The sequence below is a fragment of the Rufibacter ruber genome (assembly GCF_001647275.1).
In the GTDB taxonomy this organism is placed as follows: Bacteria; Bacteroidota; Bacteroidia; order Cytophagales; family Hymenobacteraceae; genus Nibribacter; species Nibribacter ruber_C.
The window spans coordinates 1-18302 of sequence record NZ_LRMM01000056.1; the positions used below are offsets into that span (position 1 = coordinate 1).

The 18302-nt window shown below is 53.5% G+C and carries 19 protein-coding genes; 11 read left to right on the forward strand and 8 right to left on the reverse strand.

The annotated features are described in order from the left end of the window. Window positions 1-96: 96 nt before the first annotated feature. A complete protein-coding gene (locus A8O25_RS17150; RefSeq protein WP_153042807.1) occupies window positions 97-738 on the reverse strand; it encodes a hypothetical protein in 642 nt (213 codons plus the stop codon). Between the two features lie 216 nt (window positions 739-954). Continuing rightward, window positions 955-1800, reverse strand: a complete 846-nt coding sequence (locus A8O25_RS17155) for an OmpA/MotB family protein (RefSeq protein WP_066837329.1) — start codon at window positions 1798-1800, stop codon at window positions 955-957. A 350-nt stretch (window positions 1801-2150) separates the two neighbouring features. Here A8O25_RS17155 and A8O25_RS17160 point away from each other — a divergent pair, with 350 nt between their 5' ends. From A8O25_RS17160 to A8O25_RS17170, 3 genes are all read left to right on the forward strand, one after another. Continuing rightward, window positions 2151-2372, forward strand: a complete 222-nt coding sequence (locus A8O25_RS17160) for a CDGSH iron-sulfur domain-containing protein (protein WP_066837400.1) — start codon at window positions 2151-2153, stop codon at window positions 2370-2372. Between the two features lie 360 nt (window positions 2373-2732). Beyond that, complete coding sequence (locus tag A8O25_RS17165) at window positions 2733-4199, forward strand: APC family permease (protein WP_066837331.1); 1467 nt, start codon at window positions 2733-2735, stop codon at window positions 4197-4199. A 217-nt stretch (window positions 4200-4416) separates the two neighbouring features. Beyond that, entirely contained in the window at window positions 4417-4971 is a 555-nt protein-coding gene (locus A8O25_RS17170; protein WP_153042808.1) for a porin family protein, read from the forward strand. A gap of 369 nt (window positions 4972-5340) precedes the next feature. Here A8O25_RS17170 and A8O25_RS17175 read toward each other — a convergent pair whose 3' ends face one another. Next, a complete protein-coding gene (locus tag A8O25_RS17175; RefSeq protein ID WP_066837334.1) occupies window positions 5341-5715 on the reverse strand; it encodes a hypothetical protein in 375 nt (124 codons plus the stop codon). A gap of 157 nt (window positions 5716-5872) precedes the next feature. Here A8O25_RS17175 and A8O25_RS17180 point away from each other — a divergent pair, with 157 nt between their 5' ends. The 4 genes from A8O25_RS17180 to A8O25_RS17195 all read left to right on the forward strand — a co-directional run bounded on the left by A8O25_RS17180 (window position 5873) and on the right by A8O25_RS17195 (window position 8991). Continuing rightward, the gene (locus A8O25_RS17180) at window positions 5873-6385 is read left to right on the forward strand and encodes a GNAT family N-acetyltransferase (protein ID WP_066837337.1); all 513 of its coding nucleotides are present in this window, start codon (window positions 5873-5875) and stop codon (window positions 6383-6385) included. Between the two features lie 76 nt (window positions 6386-6461). Beyond that, window positions 6462-7445 carry a zinc dependent phospholipase C family protein gene (locus tag A8O25_RS17185; protein ID WP_082893714.1) on the forward strand — a complete coding sequence of 328 codons (984 nt, stop codon included), beginning with the start codon at window positions 6462-6464 and terminating at the stop codon, window positions 7443-7445. 166 nt (window positions 7446-7611) lie between these two features. Continuing rightward, complete coding sequence (locus A8O25_RS17190; RefSeq protein ID WP_066837338.1) at window positions 7612-8241, forward strand: deoxynucleoside kinase; 630 nt, start codon at window positions 7612-7614, stop codon at window positions 8239-8241. 87 nt (window positions 8242-8328) lie between these two features. Continuing rightward, entirely contained in the window at window positions 8329-8991 is a 663-nt protein-coding gene (locus A8O25_RS17195) for a hypothetical protein (protein ID WP_066837341.1), read from the forward strand. 16 nt (window positions 8992-9007) lie between these two features. Here the strand turns inward: A8O25_RS17195 and A8O25_RS17200 are convergent, their stop codons facing one another. The 3 genes from A8O25_RS17200 to A8O25_RS17210 form a co-directional block, all read right to left on the reverse strand. Then, the gene (locus A8O25_RS17200) at window positions 9008-9415 is read right to left on the reverse strand and encodes a hypothetical protein (RefSeq protein ID WP_066837344.1); all 408 of its coding nucleotides are present in this window, start codon (window positions 9413-9415) and stop codon (window positions 9008-9010) included. A gap of 105 nt (window positions 9416-9520) precedes the next feature. Next, window positions 9521-10888 carry a M23 family metallopeptidase gene (locus tag A8O25_RS17205; protein ID WP_066837354.1) on the reverse strand — a complete coding sequence of 456 codons (1368 nt, stop codon included), beginning with the start codon at window positions 10886-10888 and terminating at the stop codon, window positions 9521-9523. Window positions 10889-11060: 172 nt separating this feature from the next. Beyond that, on the reverse strand, window positions 11061-11315 hold the full coding sequence (locus tag A8O25_RS17210; protein WP_066837357.1) for a hypothetical protein: 255 nt from the start codon (window positions 11313-11315) through the stop codon (window positions 11061-11063). A 312-nt stretch (window positions 11316-11627) separates the two neighbouring features. Between A8O25_RS17210 and A8O25_RS17215 the strand changes: the two genes are divergently transcribed. After that, window positions 11628-11960 carry a DUF4377 domain-containing protein gene (locus A8O25_RS17215; protein WP_066837360.1) on the forward strand — a complete coding sequence of 111 codons (333 nt, stop codon included), beginning with the start codon at window positions 11628-11630 and terminating at the stop codon, window positions 11958-11960. Between the two features lie 338 nt (window positions 11961-12298). Here A8O25_RS17215 and A8O25_RS17220 read toward each other — a convergent pair whose 3' ends face one another. Further along, a complete protein-coding gene (locus A8O25_RS17220; RefSeq protein ID WP_066837363.1) occupies window positions 12299-13129 on the reverse strand; it encodes an MOSC domain-containing protein in 831 nt (276 codons plus the stop codon). A 216-nt stretch (window positions 13130-13345) separates the two neighbouring features. On the opposite strand from A8O25_RS17220, the gene xseA reads away from it, so the two are divergent. Together xseA and xseB are read left to right on the forward strand one after the other, a co-directional pair. After that, on the forward strand, window positions 13346-14926 hold the full coding sequence (gene xseA, locus A8O25_RS17225) for an exodeoxyribonuclease VII large subunit (protein ID WP_082893715.1): 1581 nt from the start codon (window positions 13346-13348) through the stop codon (window positions 14924-14926). Between the two features lie 87 nt (window positions 14927-15013). Continuing rightward, a complete protein-coding gene (xseB, locus tag A8O25_RS17230) occupies window positions 15014-15226 on the forward strand; it encodes an exodeoxyribonuclease VII small subunit (RefSeq protein WP_066837366.1) in 213 nt (70 codons plus the stop codon). 102 nt (window positions 15227-15328) lie between these two features. On the opposite strand, the gene A8O25_RS17235 is transcribed toward xseB, so the two are convergent. After that, the gene (locus A8O25_RS17235; protein ID WP_066837369.1) at window positions 15329-17113 is read right to left on the reverse strand and encodes a DUF6770 family protein; all 1785 of its coding nucleotides are present in this window, start codon (window positions 17111-17113) and stop codon (window positions 15329-15331) included. Window positions 17114-17405: 292 nt separating this feature from the next. Here A8O25_RS17235 and A8O25_RS17240 point away from each other — a divergent pair, with 292 nt between their 5' ends. After that, the gene (locus tag A8O25_RS17240) at window positions 17406-18251 is read left to right on the forward strand and encodes a sulfurtransferase (RefSeq protein WP_066837410.1); all 846 of its coding nucleotides are present in this window, start codon (window positions 17406-17408) and stop codon (window positions 18249-18251) included. Window positions 18252-18302: the final 51 nt, after the last annotated feature.

The following is an 18302-nucleotide window of genomic DNA, read 5'->3' on the forward strand; positions in this document are numbered from 1 at the left end:
CCCGTTTCTGCCTGTTTTTTTCTGAAAACAGGCCAGAAACGGGAGCTTCTTAGTTATCATAATAAATCAGATAAGCAGAAACCAGAGTGCCCGGGCTTATCCTTTTGACTTGGCTTTCTGCTTTTCTTTAAACTCCTGCCCAGACCGCAGCGTGTGGAACTCGCCAATGAGGGTTCTGATTTTGATTTCATCCAGGGTGGTCAGGTTGGCCTCAACGGCTTCTTTGCGTTTGGCCAGGTTCTGCAGGATATACTCCGCGTAGTCCCAGTCCCGCGGAATCCAGCTCTGGCGCTTGGCGCGCACGTTTTGCATGAACGTAATATAAGCTTCACGCATCTGGGCCGGTTTGATTGACTGTATGTTGCTGAAACTGCCCAGCAGTTCCTTTTCGCGCAGGCGCACCTCCTCTGCCTGCAGCGGGATCTCATCATAGAACGGCTTTGACTCCAGCTCCTGGAATTTGGCTTTCAGCTCCAGGTACTCGCGTTTTGAATTTTCTGAGAGCTGCTGAAACCCGCTTTCAATTTTATCTGCGTGGCGGGCAAAGTCGCTTTTCACGCTGGGCCATTCGGCGCGGGTGGTGGTGGCCACTTTGTCTGACTGCAGGCGCACCCATTCCCGGAGCCGTTTCAGGTCCTGCTCCACCTCAGATTCAGTTTTCGTCTCCTGCGCCCAGCCAACTGTTTGCAGGCCAGCCATCAGCGCAAGCGACAAGCCTAAAATTCTCAACTTTTTCATAGCGTATACTTCGTTGCCTTACCAAATGTAAGTATTTCTGCCGGGCAGGTACAACCTGCCGAAGTAGAATTAGCAAAAACAACGCCAATCTGGGTAAGGCGAAAGCCTGTGGGGAGAGCCTGTTTTAGGGCTGTTTTCCCAAAAACAGCCCTAAAACAGAAAGCCCTGCCCCGGGTATCTTTCCGGCGCAGGGCTTTCCCTCAGAACTCGCGGCACTTAGTTCTGCTCCAGAATCTGGAACAGCTCGTCTAGCTTAGGGGTCAAGATGATCTCGGTACGGCGGTTTTTCTGGCGGGCCTCAGCGGTGGTGGCAGGGTCAACCGGCACGTATTTGGAGCGGCCAGACGGTGTCACGCGCTGCGGGGCCACCCCGGCATCAGTGAGAATGCGGGTGATCTCAGTGGCGCGCAGTACGCTCAGGTCCCAGTTGTCTTGCATACCGGCGGTTCCTCTGGCTACGGGCACATCATCTGTGTGCCCCTCTACCAGCACGTTCACGTCTGGCTGGTTCTGGAGCACGTTGGCCAGTTTCTTGAGCGCCTCCTGCCCCTGGGCGTCTACCTTGGTACTGCCAGATTTGAACAGCAGCTGGTTAGACAGAGACACATACACTTTGCCGTTGCGCACGTCAACGGTGAGGTCAGAGGCTTTGAAACCCAGCAGCGCGTTGCTCACAATCTGCCGAAGGTTGTTCACCGCCTTGTCTTTCTGGTCCAGAATACGCTGCATCTCCTGCAGACGCGCCTCACGGGCCTGCAGGTCTGCGCTCAGTTTGTCTACCTGCTGGCTTTTGGTGTTGAGGTTGGTACGAAGCGAGGCTTCGGTAGAGGCTTTGTCTTTCTCCAGCTCGGCCTTCTCCTGGTTCAGGCGCTCCTTGTCCTGCTGCAGACGGGCGCGCTCGCTTTCCAGTTCGGCTTTCTGGCGGTTCAGCTCATCCTGCAGCACCACCAGGGACCGGTTTTCGGCCAGGGCCGCTTCATATTTCTTGGTGGAAACACAGGAGCCCAGCAGGCCCATAGCCAGCACCGCCGACAGAACAGGGGTAATCAGATTTTTTTTCATAGTGGTATAAATTGGTTTCTCAGTACTTCACGCACAGAAGAAGCTGGTTCTCCTACGCAAGCAAACGCTCTGGGGTTAAAACACTGATTTTTTAACCAACGAACCAACTTTTTTTTTATTTCGCTGGCCATCTGGCCGCAGGATACCACCGCTGGCCAGAACTTTTTTCACCGCCACCCCTGCTTTACGCAGAAACAACCCCGGCTCTTTGCGCAGGAACTGCTGAAGAATTACCCAAAAAAACTATCTTTGAATCGAGGAGAAACGCGCGGCGGGTGGTGGGCCGGGTTCTACCAGCTTTTATTGCCTGCACTGTTCTCCTGTTTTACACCCCTTTTTCCCAAAACAGCATGAAAACCAAGATTACCGTGAACAACAACGGCTCCCTGAAAGTGGAAGGCGATTTAACTGTAGTAGATGCCCAGGGCAATGAGTACAACCTGCAGGGCCGTGAGGTGGTGTCTTTCTGCCGCTGCGGCCTCTCCAAAAACAAACCGTTCTGTGACGGGTCGCACAAGGGCCACTTTGAGCACAACGCCGTGGCGTTTGACCTGCCGCCCAGAAAAGTCTAACGCGCAGTTCTGAGCCTTACGTGCTGGGCCCCGGGTTGCCTGATTAGCAAAAGCAAGTGCTGAGGGTAAGACTTTCCCGGTTGCCCACCAGGTTCATTCAGAATGAAAAGTAAAAAGTTTGCCTTCTGCTAACTCATTCTTAGAGCCTGTTTAGTGTTTTCTGACCATAGGCGCAAGTGTCTGCTTTCTTGTAGTCTTTTGAAGCTGTTTGCTTCTGTTTCTGGCCTGTTTTCGCAAAAGAAGAGCCAAAACAGCGACACAAGCGGGTGCTGGCGCCAGTACAGAAGCTGTCTAAAGCTCATTTTTGGAAATGCTAAACAGGCTCATAATTCTCCATTCCTAATTCCCAATTAAACAACTATGGCTGAAACTTCTACGGGTTTTAAGCGCGAAATCAAACTCTTTGACGCGGTCATGCTGGTGGCGGGCTCCATGATTGGCTCCGGTATTTTTATTGTGAGCGCCGACATTGGCCGCTCAGTGGGCAGTACCGGGTACCTGCTGTTGGTGTGGGCCCTGACCGGCCTCATGACCCTGGCCGGCGCGCTGAGCTACGGGGAGTTGACCAGCCTCATGCCCAAGGCAGGGGGCCAGTACGTGTACCTGCGCGAATCTTACGGCAAACTGGTGGCCTTTCTCTACGGCTGGACCCTTTTCCTGGTGATTCAGAGCGGGACCATTGCGGCGGTGGCGGTGGCCTTTGCCCGTTTTACCGGTGTGCTGGTACCGTGGTTCTCTGAAGACAACGTGCTGCTGGACCTGGGTTTTCTGCAGTTTACGTCTGTGCAGTTGCTGGCCATTGCCTCTATTGTGCTGCTCACGCTCATCAACCAGCAGGGCGTGAAGAACGGCACCATCATCCAGAACATCTTTGGGAGCACCAAGATCATTGCGTTGTTTGCCCTGCTAGGCTTTGGTCTGCTGCTGGGCACCAGCCCCGAGATCATTGACCTGAATTTCTCCAACATGTGGGATGCCCAGTCGGTGGTGCTGGATAAGCAGACCAATGAGGTGGTACGGGCTCCGTTGGCGGGTTGGGCATTGATGGTGGGCATTGGCACGGCCATGATTGGTTCCCTGTTCTCCTCAGATGCCTGGAACAACATTGGCTTCTCCGGTGATGAGATTGTCAACCCCAAGCGTACCATTGTGCTCAGCATGGCCATTGGCACCGGCGTGGTGACGCTGCTCTACATCCTGATCAACGTGGTGTACCTGACCATTCTGCCATTGAACGGCGATCCGGCCGGGGCAGACGCGTTTAGCCGCGGCATTCAGTTTGCCAGCAATGACCGCATTGGCACGGCCGTGGCCGAAGTCATAGGCGGCGCCCCCGCCACCATTGCCATTGCCATCCTGATCATGATCTCCACCTTTGGCTGCAACAACGGGGTGATTCTCTCCGCGCCGCGGGTGTACTATGCCATGGCCAAAGACGGCCTCTTCTTCCCCAGCATGGCCAGGCTGAACAAGAACGCGGTACCCGGTGCCGCCCTGGCCATTCAGTGCGTGTGGGCCAGTATGCTGTGTCTCTCCGGCCGTTACTCAGACCTGCTGGATTACGTGATTTTTGCGGTGCTTCTGTTCTACATTCTCACCATTGCGGGCATCTTCATACTGCGCCGTACCATGCCAGATGCGCCAAGACCGTACAAGGCCATTGGCTACCCGGTGCTGCCTGCGCTGTATATTCTCATGGCATCGTTCATTTGCATCATTCTCCTGATATACAAACCCAACTACTCCTGGCCGGGTCTGATCCTGGTTGGGGTGGGAATTCCGGTTTACTATTTCTTCGGAAAAAGATTTAGGAAGATAGAGGAGTAGCCGCCCCTTTACTTTTAAGCCTGCGTTTTTGCCTGTTTTCTGAAAAACTGGCCAAAAACGCAGGCTTATGTTCTTTTAGGCTTTCCCCAAACCTGGCCCCCGTAGTTGGGGAGGAAAGAGGTGAGGTGGCAATAGCGGCAAAAGCAGAACGTTTGTCTTACACAAGGTTTTTTTACGCAACATTCCTTGTACCTTGCAGGTGTTTTTAAGTACTCTTATGAAAAAGCTTTTCACTCTTATCATTGTCGCATTTTTAGGAAGTCTGGGGGCGCAGGCGCAGACCAGCTTCGGGATTAAAGGAGGCTTGAACGTTGCCAACGAAGGGGGTGACGCCAAAGGCACAGACCCCATTACGGGGGTGCATGTTGGGGGCTTCGCCTCTACGTCCATTTCTTCCAGATTCGGCTTTCAGCCGGAGTTGCTGTACTCTTTACAGGGCTACAAACAAGGCAAGTACACCGTACACTACCATTACCTGAATGTGCCGCTCATTTTCAAGGTGGGGATCTCTGGCGGCCTGCACGCCCAGCTGGGTCCGCAGTTTGGCATTCTGCTGGCGGCAAGCCGTAAAGAAGGAAAGCATTCTGATGACATTGAGGAAGACCGCAACAAGTATGACGGAGCCATTGCGCTGGGTCTGGGCTATGACCTGTCCAGGCTGCAGTTCTCTGTCAGGTATAACATAGGGGTGTCTGATACCCGTGACAGCAATGAGAAAGGGGTGGCTTACACCAACAACGTACTGCAACTCTCAGTTGGGTTCAGGCTGTAACATGTGCTGAAGACAAAGGAAAGCTCTGGAGAACCCAGGGCTTTTTTTATTGGGGGAGGCATAACAGCTTTAGAGCTTGTTTACATTTTGATTGTGCAGGCAAAAACGGGGAGCACAAGGTTCTGGCAAAGCGATTTTTGAGCAGCATACGCCCCGCTATGGTGCGAGAAAATGGCAAAGACAGGTTCTTTTGATACTCGTTTGCAGCGCAAAAGACAAATTTTAAACAAGCTCTAAATTCTGCCCAAGAACTGTCAGCCAGTCAGGCCCTTTCCTGTTTCTGGCCTGTTTTCAGAAAAACAGCCCAAAAACAGCCAGCTCAGGATTCGCTCCCCAACCATGTGCCCCTGTGCAGACAAGCAAGAAGGTTTACCTGGCCTGGGGTTTACGTGCCCTCTCACAAGCTTTGGGCGGGGCGGCCTTCTCAGCGGGCTCTTTGTAAAGTAAAAGCCCACACACCGGCACTGCCCACGCCAAGGCGGCCGTACGGGTAAAAGGCGGTTCCTGTGTCTGGGAGCCGGCAGGGTCCTGGGCGGGGCGGTTGGGCAGCAGGCTATGGTAGAGCAACTGCATACTATAGGCACTGTTCACCTCCTCCCCATTCCAGCGAGGGGGTTTAGAGAAATGGGCAGGCGTTGCAGGGCGGGCCTCCTCAGAAAGGAGGGTTGCTTTTCCTAACAGAAGAATGCCCAGGAACAAGCCAAGTAGCAGGGTAGATTGCAGCAATGATTCTTCTTCTTTCATCACGCTTACAGGTTTAAGTACTTACTGCTCAACCAAGAACAGAGGCCAAGGTAGAAAACCTAACGGGCATTAGCAAGCGCAGCGGCGTTAATTTTCTGCACCGGAAATTTAAGAGAAGCCCGTACTTTTGCAGAAAGCAAAACGCCCTTTTTTTCCTATGGCACACGTACCGCCTCCGGTTACCGGCATTACCATCTCAGAAACCCAGGACACCGCTACCCTTCACCGTCTGGCCCATGCCACCTGGCACCCCACGTACCAGCAGATTCTCTCCCCTGCGCAGATAGACTACATGCTGGAGCAGCTCTATACGCAAGAATCATTGCGCCACCAGATGGAAGAAGGCCAGACGTTCCTGCTGCTCTGCCACCAGGGTACGCCTGCCGCCTTTGCCGCTTTTTCCCTTTATCACCCGGCTGAGCAGGTGTATAAACTGAATAAGATCTATATTCACCCAGAGTATCAGGGGAAAGGGTATGGCCGGCTGCTGCTCAACCACGTCATGGCGCGTGCCAGGGCATTAGGGGGGAAACACCTGGAATTGAATGTACACCGCCACAACCCCGCCCAGCATTTCTATGCCAGGCACGGGTTTGAAATCACCCAGACCGTAGACATCCCGTTTGGGCCCTTCACCCTCCATGATTACATCATGCGCCGCCCGTTGTAGCGTGCCCGGCACGCCTGCCTTCTTTTCCTGAACCTGACCTTTTTGCCAGAACACGAGTTTTTTCCCGTTTTTTACAATGATGCGCAAAACCATTCTCCTTGTCTGCCTGCTGCTGGGTGTTTCTGCCGCTGGCTTCGGCTGGGGTTTCTTTGGCCACAAAGTGATTCAGCAACTGGCTATCTATGGGCTGCCCAAAGGCATGCAGCCTTTCTACCACCGGCACATGGCCTACCTGGTAGACAAATCTGTACGGCCAGATGAGCGCCGCAACACAGACCCCGCAGAGGCTCCCCGCCATTACATTGACGTTGACGTGTACGGGGAGAAGGCCGTGTATGAAATGCCTGAAAGCTGGGGCCCCGCCGTTGCTAAATACAGTGCAGACACCCTGCGCAAGTATGGGGTGGTGCCGTGGCAGGTGATGGTCATGAAAGAAAGGCTCACGCGCGCCTTCCGGGAGAAGAACGCAGACAGTATCCTGTTTTATTCAGCAGACCTGGCGCATTATGTACAGGATGCCCACGTGCCCCTGCACACCACCGTGAACCATGACGGCCAGCTGACGGGGCAGACGGGCCTGCACAGCCTGTGGGAGTCAAAGCTGCCTGAGCGGCACCTGGCCACCTACCGCCTGCAGCACGGCAAAGCCCGGTACCTCCAAAACCCGGAGCATGAGATCTGGGAGGTGGTACGGGCATCTCACCGGCTGGTACCTGAGCTGCTGGCGCAGGAGAAGCTGGTGAGCCAGGACTTTACTGATCAGACCAAATACATTCTCACTGAGCGCAACGGCCACACCAGGAGAAGCTACACAGACGCGTTTGCCACGGCTTATCAGAAAGCGCTGGGCACCACAGTAGAAGACCGCATGCGGGCCGCCGCCGCCCAAACCGCCTCCTTCTGGTACACCTGCTGGGTAGACGGCGGAAAACCAGACCTGGCCGCCTTGCTTTCAACGCCCCGCACCAAGGCAGAGCACAAGCAACTGAAACGGGAGAGAAACGCCTGGAAAAAAGGGCGGCTGCAGGAGAAGGACCTGCTCCTCACCAGGAGCCGGTGAGTTTAATACAGGCAAGGCGCCTGCGTTTTATGCCTGTTTTCTGAAAAACAGGCATAAAACGCATTTTCTGTGGGCCGCCTGCCGTTGCCTTTTACTGGCAGAGTGAAATGTGGGCGTAATCCCGTACTTTTGCCATCCGCATTAATTACACATCAAGTCAGAGCGCATGCACATTGCAATAGTTGGGAATATTGGGGCCGGCAAAACCACGCTGGCCACCAAATTGGCACAGCACTTTAAATGGGAGGTATTTTTAGAGGCGGTTGATGACAACCCGTACCTGAAGGATTTTTACGAGGACATGCCCCGGTGGGCGTTTCACCTGCAGGTGTTCTTTCTGAACAGCCGTTTTAACCAGGTGCTGCAGATCAATGAGCGCACCAACGGGGTGGTACAGGACCGCACCATTTATGAAGATGCGTATATTTTCGCCAAAAACCTGCACCAGTCAGGCATGATGAGTGAGCGGGACTTTCAGAATTATTTCAACCTGTTCCAGTCTATGACCAAAATGGTCAAGCCCCCAGACCTGCTGGTGTACCTGAAAGCCGACCTGCCCAAGCTCATTGACCAGATTCAGAAACGCGGGCGTGATTATGAGGATAATATTTCGCTGGCCTACCTTAAAAACCTGAACGAGCAATATGACCAATGGATCAGCGGCTACAAGAACGGCAAGCTGCTGGTCATTGATGTGAACCACATGGATTTTGTGCAGAACCCGGAGGACCTGGGCCACATCATAGAGCGGATCAACATTGAGCTGTTCGGGTTATTTGAGCCCAGCCTGTTCTAACCTGCCTTCGGCGCAAGCCGCCTAAAACCGGCTCCTGGTAACCTTACCTGACTGTGATTGCGTATGCCCTATAAAAACATAGGTGCTATGCGATCACAGTTTTCATGTTTATACCCGTTCCTGTTTTGTGCCACCCTTCTCCTGACCGCCGCCTGTGACCGCCCATCTGACCAAACGGCTGTCACCCAGACGGAAAACAAGGTGGAGGAGGAGCTGGCAGATTTCAGAAACTGGGTAGCAGCTAAAACCGCAAAAGCAGACAGCACCGCAGATGACAAGTGGCCGGAGGTGAAAGAGGAATTCAAGCAGCGCAGCGCCCGCCTTGATGCCCGCCTGGACAGCCTGTCAGCTACATCAAAAGAAGAATACAAGGAACTCAGACGCAAGTTTAACAACTGGGAGGCCAGCAGCCAGCAGCGCGCAGAGATGCCCCTGCACGGCGAGACCTTACGGCGCTTCAAGACTGAACTCTTAGGCTCGCCCACCGCCCTGGACTCTATCTGGGCACCAGACCGGGTACATGACACCTATGCTACGTTCTTGCAGAATGTGAGGAAAAACCGCTCTGGCTGGACCGCCGCAGACTGGGACTATGTAGATGAGATCTACCAGCAGATGAGTCACAAGAAAGATGCCGTGGAAAGAAATATCTCCCCCGGCGACAAGCTCAAAATCAAGGCGCTTCAGGCAGAATACCTCACCCTGGAGACAGGCCATGACGCAAAAGGTTTGTTTAAAGCTGTTAAGTAAACTGGTCTAAGTGCGGCTAATGACAGGTGTCCAGCCACTCCTGAGCCGCGTCTGGCTCTTTGAACAGCTTCACCCGGCACTCTGGGGTAAACCTGCGCTCCAGGTCCAGCGCCGCCCCTAGATCATGCAGGTCACGGGTGAGAACCATGGCAAAACATTTAAGGCCACTGGCCACCGCCCTGGGGAGCCATTCAAACTCCAGCCAGTCATTGGCCTCTTCCCAGTCACCGGTCACCTCGCTTTTATCATTCAAGATTTTGGGGCAGTTGCGCCCTTTCTGCAGCTCAATATATTTCAAAGCTGTCTGAATCACATCTTCTGAATTGATGTGCCCACACCACTTTATATAAAACATATCACGCTGGCTCACATGGTCCAGTGAAATACTGGAGTGAGCATTTTTCAGTTCCCAATGCTCCTCCATATGACATATTTGATTACATGATTAAAGTTATATAAAATTTAAATAATTCAACTGCAGATCATTACAGAAAGTTACAGGCTCTTACCACCGCCAGAGCCTACCTTCTTATTCAGCCGCATCTGTGGAAATCCAGCCCACCACACCGGCGGCTTCTTTCACCAGCAGAAAATCACCTGCCATGGCCAGCACCCGCACAGAAGAATCTGCCGGTAAGGTACGCTTTGCCGCAGCAGTGGCTTCTGACGCATCTAGCAGAGGGGCTTGCCTCTTCAGCTTAAGGGTGCGCAACGGTTTCTCAAGTGACTCCACCAGACTGGCCGCAATGTACCCTTGCCTACCGTCTGGCAGCAGGACCCGGTACCAGGAGGAGGAGCCCGCCAGCACCTGCAGCGGCGTATGGCGGGCCAAAGTGGCAAGCGCCGCTGCCGTGCCAGAAGGTGCCGCCCGCAACGTGGAGGTAGACTTTGCCACCCTGGTCCAGGCGTTGAACCGGCGGGTGTCTACCTCCAACGCTGCTGGCTTCTCACGGTCTTTGTGAACGTACGGGTAAGGATCTACCGCCCCCTGCCCAAACTGGTAAATACCGAAGTGCAAATGGGGAGCCGTGGTTTTGGCATTGCCCGTGTTGCCCAGCAGCCCCAGGGTATCTCCCACTTGCACCTGATCCCCCACGTTCACCAGCTGGCTGTCAAGGTGGGCATAGTAGAGGCTTTGCCTGCGCTTGGTATCAGAGAGCCAGACCACTTTGCCACCCAGCGGCGTGGTGTTCACCCGGGTCACAAACCCCGGCACCGAGGCTACCACGGGCGTATTCCTGGGCGCAAAAATATCTATTCCCTCATGCCTCCGGCTGCCGCCGTCACGGTCTTGCCCCCAGAAGCTCTGCACCGCGCGGCTGTCTTTGCCCTGTACCGGAAACGCCAGCACCGGGGCTGTTTCAATGGTCACGGTATACTCCCCACTGCGCAGGAGCTCTGGCTGCACCCGCAGGATATGCGGCTGCTCCTCCTCAATCTCGTACTCCAGCTGACTGGAGACCGTGTCTGCGTTGGCCACATGTTTAGGAGCTCCCAGATTGTCTGGATCTGTCTCAAAAAGGTCTACAAACACCTGCGGCGTTTCCTTGCCCTGCGTCTGCACTTTCACGGCCACCTTCTGCCCACGCTTCACCGTAAACTGATAACCTGCGGCCATGGGTTTCTCAGCGGGGAAATAACCCGTCTCCTTAAAGGGAAGGGAGATTTTCACCGGCGCCTGCACCGCCTTCTCCCCGGCCGCTACCCACTGCTGCCCCAGCGCCGTCTGGTCCAGTTTGGCGTCTTTAAGTCCTGACTGGTATTTCTCATAGGGCGTTTGTTTCTTAAATACCCCCCGCAGCGTATTCTGGGGGCTACACCCCGTAAGGATCAGGAAACACACCAGTATAATTGGAAATGCGCGGGTGGAAAACCGGCGCAGAATTGATTGGCTCATACCTCATTAAAATGAAAAAGAATAACCAAGCAACCAGAAAAAAAATTCCGGCGGCTGGGTTATCTATATGAGGCAAATCTCTAAAGTTCTGTTTTGAGCCGGAGATGCAGAAGCGAGGCTCAGTTTTCTGTTTTCGGGCTGTTTTCATGAAAAACAGCGAAAAACAGAAACATTAATCTTCCAGGCGGTGGTGTGGGTGCCGGTAGCTTTGCGCCTCTGGTTCCTGAATGACCTCATAGGTATCCAGCATCAGGTGCAGGTTCCCTGAATTGGTGCCTTTGATGTACACTCCCTCTGGTGACCGGTAGATGGCGTAATTGTGCAACCCAAACGGGTACAGGTTGTTGCTGCGCAACTCTTTGGCCAGCGTCAGGTCAAATTCCTGCCCCTGGCTGGTTGTGATGAGGTAACGGGTATGTTCAGCCATTGTGTAATTGTCTAAAGGATTGAGGTAGCAGGCCAGGGCCCCAGAAACAGGCCCTGCCTTCGTGCTAAAGGTACATTTCCCACGCCTGGTCCGCAAGCCTGTCGCCCCCTTTTGCGCCAACTTCTGCCGCTCCAGACCTGGAGAAGGCCCCGCCTCCTCTAGGCAGACAGACAGAAGTTGCTTACGTTGTTTATCCTTTCTTTCTAAACATGGGCTTTGCTCAACAGCCAGACGGCCAAGAGCTTCATTGTGCTGTTGCCTGCAACCTTTGGGGCCGGCTGGGGGTCATGAGAGAAACAAGCAGCACCTGGTATGAAAAAATATTCCCTCATGGTTTGCCTTTTAGGCGCATTGGCCGCCTGTGAAGAAGAGGAAGAAGTGGCCAGAGAAACCACTATGCGCATTAACCATTACACCCAGAACTGCCAGGGCGTGGCGGCCCAACAGTGTTTTCTGGTGCAGGAGGGTGCCCAGGCAGGCTCACCTGACTGGCGTCTGTTCTATGATACCATAGAGGGTATTGACTATGAAGAAGGCTTTGTGTACACGCTTCAAGTGAGAATTGAGAAAGTGGAGAACCCACCCGCAGATGCCTCCGGCAGAAGATACCGTCTCTTAAAGGTTATTTCAAAAGAGAAAGTCTGAATAAGCACCCGGCAGCACAGCTCCCTCTCGTCTTTTTGCTCCTTATTGGGTCAGGCTGTTTCTGTTTTCGGCTTGTTTTCTGAAAAACAGGCCGAAAACAGAAACAGCCTCCGTTCCCCTAATCGTATATTTTTTCTTCCGCAGTGCGGAAAGTGCTGTTTTCAATTAGAGCATGTTTAACTTTTCCTTTTGCGCTGCATACGGGTATCAAAAGAACCTGACTTTGCCATTTTCTCGCACCATAGCACTGCTATGCTGCTCAAAAATCGCTTCGCCAGAACCTTGTGCTCCCCGTTTTCGCCTGCAAAACCAAAATGTAAACAAGCTCTTACTGCTTTTTACCCGGCGTTGGCAACGGTGCCCGCTTCCATCACGGTGATTTTGTCTCCCACAGAGACGGTTCCGGTAGAGAGGCCAATCAGGTTCATCCCGAAGATGACTTTGCTGCCTTTCTTCTGGTAGCCAGACAGGGTTTTGAGCGGCTCCTGCCCTGCCTCAGCGGTGTCTTGGTTAATGGTGGTGACGTTGCACCGGCCGCAGGGCTTTGCGCCGTAAAACAGGATATTGCCAATCTTGACGGTTCGCCAGGTTTCCTCATCATACGGCTGCCCGCCGGTGAATACAAAGTTGGGTCTGAACCGGTTCATGGGCACGGGCTCGTCCAGGCGGCTGTTCAGGTCGTTCAGGGATTCCTGCCCAATCATCAGGAACGGGTAGCCGTCTGAGAAACTCACCTTCTCCTTATGCTTGGCGTAATTGGGATCAATGAGCCGGATAGAGTTGTCTGGCATGTAGACCAGGCGGCAGTCTATTCCCAAGGCTTCAGAGAACCATGCGTTGGCCTCTGGGCTTACAATATAGGCAAAGCAGATATCCTCCCAGACGGTCACCAGCAGGGAGCGGGTACTGGTGGTTTCAAACGGCACCAGCAGGGGCGGCATGTCTTTGCCGGTATGCGTAACCACTAACCCCTCTGGGGCCATGGCCACCCTGAGCAACGCCATCTGCGCCAGCTTGCGCTGGGTCAAGAATATGCCGCTCTCGTCAATCAGCATCCACCGCCGGTCATACTGCAGGCCCCGTTCCTCTACTTGCGCCGACGTTAACGATATTCCCCCTAGTGATTTGATTGGATAGATATTAATCTCGCTAAGTATCAGATTTGGCATATGGGTTTGCTGATGAACGTGTTTTGTTCCGGTTGTGCTACCAAAGGTAGGAATGATTCTTAAAACGCGAAGTCTCCCCTGAAGGATTTGCACTTTGGCAACAATTTGCGGGGAGAGGCCCAACAAAAAGCGGCAGATGATTTTTTTTCTCCCGGGAATTGGCGGCAATGGTAAAAAACGTAATTTTAGGAGATTGAAAAAAGAGGAGCGCACGGCATGGGGTTACGTTTTCAAAGTCACCAGGAAGAGATTTCATTCACGGTCAGTACCAACCGGCCACTCACGCTGTTTGAATTCAACCACCGCCTGCGGGAGGAGATAGAAAACGCCCTGCCGCACCGGTACTGGATCACCGCTGAGATTTCTGAAGCCCGTGTGCACCACGGCAGCGGCCACTGCTACCTCACCCTCACGGACAAGGAAGCCGGCTCCAGGAGCACCCTCATAGCCCAGGCCAGGGGCACCATCTGGAAACGCCAGTACCAGGAGATAGCCCGCTATTTTGAGGAACAGACCGGCCACCCCCTTAAAAACGGGCTCAAGATACTGTTCAACGCCAGCCCGCGCTTTCATGAGCTGTACGGCTTCAGCCTGGACATCTATGACATTGACCCCACCTACACCATTGGCGATCTGGCCCGGCAGCGGCAGGAAACCATTACGCGCCTCCAGAAGGAGGAACTCTATGACCTGAACCGGAAACAGGTGCTCCCAGAGGTACCGCAGCGGCTGGCTGTCATCTCTTCGCCCACCGCCGCCGGGTATCAGGATTTTGTGAGCCAGCTGGAGAAGAACCCTTTCGGGTATGCCTTCCGTTTGGCCTTGTTTGAAGCCAGTGTACAGGGCACAGAGGCGGTTCCCTCTATCAAAGCCGCGCTCCACCGCGTGAGCCTGCAACAGCAAGCGTTTGATGCCGTGGTCATCATCAGGGGCGGGGGCTCCCAGACAGATCTCCTGTGCTTTGACCAGTATGAATTAGCGGCCACCGTTGCCCAGATGCCGCTGCCCGTGCTCACCGGCATTGGCCATGAGCGCGATGAGTCTGTCACCGATCTGGTAGCCCACACGCCGTTAAAAACGCCCACCGCCGTGGCGGCCTTTCTGATTGACCGCCTCAATGCCTTTGAGGCACGCCTGGAAGAGCAGTTTCTGCAGGTGAAGGACATTGCCACCGCCCTGGCCGTTGCCCAGGAACGCCGCATTGCCCAGTTAACGGGGCAGATCCAGCAGCGCACCAGCCGTTTTTTGCAGGCCCGGCAGTACCAGCTGGAGTGCCAAACCCGTACCCTCTCTGATAAACCGCAGAAATATCTCACTGAGGTGCAACGGCATGTTATGTGCGAGGAGCTCAGGCTCACGCACAGTGTGCAGAAGCTTCTCAGCGCCAAAGAAGGCAAACAGCAGCAGTACACCCAACACCTGGAGAACCACAGCCAAAAGAAGCTGGACGCAGGCAAACGTTCACTTACCCACCTGGAGCATTGCGTGCAACTGGCGGCTGAACAGAAACTGCAGAAGGCTCAGATCAATTTCCAGAAGAACCAGCAGCGGCTGATCTACGGGGCCAAAGACTATGTGCAGGTGAAGGGGCACCAGCTCCAGCTGCTGGAAATGGACATCAGATCCCATGACCCTGAGATCATGCTCATGCGCGGCTACACCCTCACCTATGTGAACGGCAAGCTGCTCAAGTCACTTGACCAGTTGAAAGTGGGGGCTGAGCTGCAGACCAGGCTGTTGGCCGGCTCAGTGACCAGTACCGTAAAAAAGTTGAAAGAACCAGACCTTTTTGATTAATTTAGAATTAGGAATTAAGAATGTACTCAATACTACTTTCTATCAAATCAATTCCTATTTCTTAATTCCCAATTTTAAATTACTGCCATGAGCAACCTTAGCTATAAACAGGCCACCCAGGAACTAGAGGCCATCTTGAAGGCCATTGAGAACGATGATGTTGACGTAGATGAACTGACGCAGAAAGTGCAGCGGTCTTCAGAACTGATCAAACTCTGCAAGCAGAAACTCCGCACCGCTGAAGACGCCATCAACCAGGTGTTCAAAGACATTAACTGTGAAGACCCGCAGGTAGAGTAAGGCAAAAGAAACAGTTCGTTTTAGAGCAGTGCTTTCTCTAAAACGAACTGTTTCTTTTGCCTTACCCATAGCTTGTCTTACCGGCCTGGGGCGCGTGTCTGGCTATTTACCGGGAATATCAATATACCAGACTTTCAGCGTACCGGGGGTGGTATCTGTCAGTTGGGCAAAGATGCTTTTCTTTTCTGACCCGGGCTCCGGCACAAAGTCATAGATCAGGATCTTACCGGCTACGTTGCTGGCCATGACCCTGGAGTTCAAATCTTTAGCGCGGTAATCATACGGGTCATGGGAGCCTTTGAGCTCAAAGTAATTTTTGTGGTCGTCTCCTTTCACCTCTTCTACTTTCTTTGCCAGTTTCCCCAAGGCACCTAATTTGCCCGTGATGCTACTCTCCAGCGCCTGGAACTGTTGCAGGTCAGCACTAGAGACGTCTACAGACACGGTATCTGTTTGCTGAGCATCTAACGGGGTAAAATAAAGAAGCTCCTTTTTCAAAGGGTCATACCGCTGCCAGTAGGTAAGGTAAGGGCGGGACGTACCCTGCGCCGTGAACCGGTAAGGGAAATACCCGTAGTTGTTCAGGATGTTCGCCAGATTCAAGCCTTTCCTCTGACCTATGTACGATAGGTTTCCCTGCTCCTGGGTCAGCTTCACCACCGTGACCGCGTTGGGCTTGTCTATTTTTCTTACTCCTGTGAATTTGTTCTGGGCGTCATAGTCAATCAATACAAACTCTGCCACCGTCACCGCTTCTTCAGAAGGCTCTCCACCACCACTCAGGTCTGTAACTTTCAGGGCTTTGGAAGCAATTGCCAGCCCGTTCTTTGACTGCTCCCCGGCCAGGTCACTGTCACCGCGGCGGTAGTTCTCCCCAATCAAGGTATAAGAGCCGTCTGGTTTCACCACCAGGTCATGCATGAATGTTTTGGTTTTGCCTCCCCACATGGCCGCCGTGCTTTTGTCTTTCACCACGTTTTTCACCTGGTCCCAGTTGGTATAGCTAAAGTCTAACGTGCCGTCTGGCTTCATCTGGGCGGCAAAGAAACCGTCTGAGTTGGCCTTCTGCACTTTGGGAGAGTCAAAATACATTCCGCCGGTCACAGCACCGCCGTTGGGGGCCGGTTTTACAAACGTGGCAAACCCAAAGGCTTTGCCGTCTGCACTTTTAAGGTCCTGTGATTTCAGCAGGCTCCCCGTAGCCAGGTCAAAGGCCGCCAAATGGTACTCAAAATAGTCACTGGCATCTGCGTCTACATACTCCAGCACGTACAGGCGGTTGCCAGACAGGGTGTAGTCAACCGGGTAGATTTTTTTCTTCTCAGGAATCTGCAGCTGGCTGTACTTACTTTCCAGTTTCTCATCAAAGCGTTCTACACTGTAGCCAAACTTTTTGTCCTTCACATAGTTAATTACCAGAAAATCTGCAGCGCCAACCGGTTCAATGGCTGAGGATCTTCCTGCCGTACGGTAGGGCAGCTTCTCTATTTTCTTAGTGGCAATTTCTTTCCCTTGCTTATCTACCACCTTCATGGTGCGGGTTCTGGCCAAAGGGTTGCTGTAAATGACCATGAAGTTGCCCCCGTTAAAGGCCACATCATCTACAGACTCATTGGGCAAAAGCTCCAGCACAAAGTCTGAGGCAATTTTTAACGGATTATCCAGAATGTAGAGGCGCAGCAATTGCTTGGCAGTTTTCCCAGATCCCTTAGCCCCTTCAATGAACTGCAGGTAATACCCGTTTTTGTCTAACGGCTTCAGCCCTTCAAAGCCCTGCCGGGTAACATTTTTTAACTCTAAGGTCTGTGCGGCAGTGGTGATAGAGCCAACACAGCCCAAGAACAGCAGCAAACCAAGCACCAGGTGCCCTGCTTTTTTCTTTCTCATAAAATTCAGTGATAAGGGTTTAGAGAATTAAATATTTCCAATAAATGTAAGAAAAATTAAATCAACAGAAACTACCCTTTCCATATTTCTCTCTGTTGCAAATGGCTCTGGTCACCAACACATGCCCCTGTTTCTGTTTTTGACCTGTTTTACAAAAACAGCTCTAAAACAGGAACTTGGCTTGCCCCTCAGGCAGGAAACTGGCCCAGACAGCTCTGGTAGAATTCTGCTTAGTGCCCCCGCCTGCTTTGATCAGTTTGTGAAATTTGCCCAAGACCTGTACTTTTCATGCATGAAACCCATCATCACTCCTCAGGAACTCCTGGGGCTGTCCCAGCAGCCTCATCTGGTATTGGTAGACGCCCGCACGGGCCCGCAGGCGGCTACCCAATTCATGGCTGAACATCTAGCCCACGCAGTGTACGTAGATCTGGAGAAAGACCTGGCGGCTGTTCCGGACAACGCCGCCCACGGCGGAAGGCACCCGTTGCCTCCGGTGGAGGCCTTTGCCGCGCTTCTGGGCCAACGGGGGATTTCCCCCGAGACCCACGTGGTGGTCTATGATGACAAAGGCGGTGCCAACGCGGCCGCCCGTTTCTGGTGGATGCTCAAAGCCGCCGGCCATACGCAGGTGCAGGTACTAAGCGGAGGCATACAGGCCGCCCTGACAGCAGGTTTCCCCACTGGGCACGGACCAGCCACCAGCACCGCCCTGCCCTCCTACCCCTTTACCCAGTGGCAGCTCGCTACCGCTGACCTGGAAGAAACGGCACAGGCCAGCCAAGACCCTCACCGGTTGGTCATTGATGTGCGAGATGCCTACCGTTACTTAGGCGAAAGCGAACCCATTGACCCGGTAGCCGGTCATATTCCCGGGGCGGTGAATGTCCCTTTGACGGAAAACTTGCAGGAAAACGGCCAGTTTCAATCCCCTGAGGCACTTGCAGAGAAGTACCAATCACTACTGGGCGATGTGCCCCCAGAGCAGGTCATTGTACATTGCGGCTCCGGCGTAACCGCCTGCCACACCCTTTTGGCCCTGGAAAGCGCCGGTCTAACGGGTGCCAAACTCTATGTAGGCTCCTGGAGCGAGTGGTGCCGCAACGGAAAGCCTATGGCCGTGGGCGAAGAAAAATAATCTTCCCCTGTGAATGCTCCCATACGGCCACAAACCCTGCAAAACCGTTGC